The sequence below is a fragment of the Streptomyces sp. NPDC033165 genome, from assembly GCF_055577965.1.
Map to the genome: position 1 here is coordinate 1 of NZ_JBVIPK010000038.1, position 1600 is coordinate 1600.

1 protein-coding gene is annotated in these 1600 nt (G+C 63.8%); it reads right to left on the bottom strand.

All coding sequences use genetic code 11. The features are described from left to right. Nucleotides 1–91 precede the first annotated feature (91 nt). The gene (gene ltrA / locus ACZ5WC_RS33160; protein WP_468544293.1) at nt 92–1357 is read right to left on the bottom strand and encodes a group II intron reverse transcriptase/maturase; all 1266 of its coding nucleotides are present in this window, start codon (nt 1355–1357) and stop codon (nt 92–94) included. Nucleotides 1358–1600: the final 243 nt, after the last annotated feature.

Genomic DNA, 1600 nt, shown 5'->3' on the forward strand with positions numbered 1-1600 from the left:
CCGCCGAGTAGCCGGGGGGAATCTCACCCCCCGGCCCTCACAGAACCGTGCGTAACAGTCTCCCGTTACACGGCTCTTGTCGTCCTGGTCATCAGATCAGCACGGCGCACTGTGTCGGAGACAGGCGCCAGTGGGCGAACATGCGGGGGTATCGCTTGGCGATCTCCCGCAGCTTCGCCAGGGCCTTCTTCTTGCCCGCGAGCCGCTTGTACTTCGCCTGGATCCATCGCACCAGGTAGGCGTTGATGCGCATCGCGAGGGGTTCCAACTCCCACCACCGGAACCGGCTGTAGTAGTTGATCCAGCCCGCCACCATGGGATTGATCCACCGGGCGAGCTCGTGGAAGGTCAGACCGGTTCGCCGGTGCAGGTGCCAGGACCTCACCGTGCGCCCGATCCTCGTCAGGGCCTGTCTGCTGATTCCCGGAGCGAAGCCGACAGACTGCCTGCCGCACTTGTTCCGGTTCCGCCTGGGCCGGAATGTGTACCCGAGGAACGTGAACGCCGTGTGCTCGTACGAGCCCCGGCGCTGTGAGTCCTTGCAGTACACGATCCGGGTCTTGGCCGGGTGCAGCTGCAACCCGACTTCGGACATCCTGTCCCTGAGCGCGTCCAGGACCTCCAGGGCCTGGCGCTTGGTGACGCAGTGCAGCACCGCGTCGTCCGCATAGCGCTCGAACCAGATGGTCGGGAACTCCCGGGCCATCCAAGCGTCGAACGCGTAGTGCAGGAACAGATTCGCCAGGACGGGAGACACCGGGGCCCCTTGCGGGGTGCCGCGGTCCCGTTCCAGCAGGGTGCCGTCGGGCATGACGAGCGGGGCGGCGAGCCACCTCCGGACATACAAGTTCACCCAGACGGCGTCGGTGTGAGCCTCCACCGCCTTGACCAGGAGGTCCCAGGGCACGCTGTCGAAAAACTTGGAGATGTCGAACTCGACAACCCAACTCCTTTTCCAGCTGCGTTCCCGACACTTCTCCACGGCATCCAAGGCGGACCGCCCCGGCCGGTATCCGAAGCTATCAGGGTGGAAAATTGGCTCCACCCTTCGCATCAGATGACGAGCCACGACGGTCTGGGCCACGCGATCGGCGACAGCGGGAATGCCAAGCATTCTCGTGCCGCCACCTTGTGGTTTGGGAATCTCCACCGCACGCATCGGAGGAGGGAAGTAGGAGCCCGATGACATCCGGTTCCAGACCTTATAGAGATTGTTCCTCAGGTCCTTCTCGAAGTCATCGATGCTCTGCCCGTCCACTCCCGGTGCACCTTTGTTGGCCCTGACTTCCTCCCACGCCTCCTTGACTTCCCACTTCGAAATCCCAAACGGCTTGATCGATGACTTCAACTGGCCCATCGCACTCCTCCCGGACACGGTCCGGTTGATGTGATCAACTCAGTCACGAACGACCCGGCCCCTTCGCTCCGCCCCCATTACAGGGGCCTCATCACTACTACGGGCCGGTCCGCCGACACTTCCCGCATCGGTACTCAGCCCCTCACAGTTGCGTCTGCCCGGGGTGCTCCCTCTCGCTCGACCCTCGCGGGCGGGCTGTGTCGGGTAATGCCTTCTCCTGTTCCGTGTGGAAGCCGCAGACCG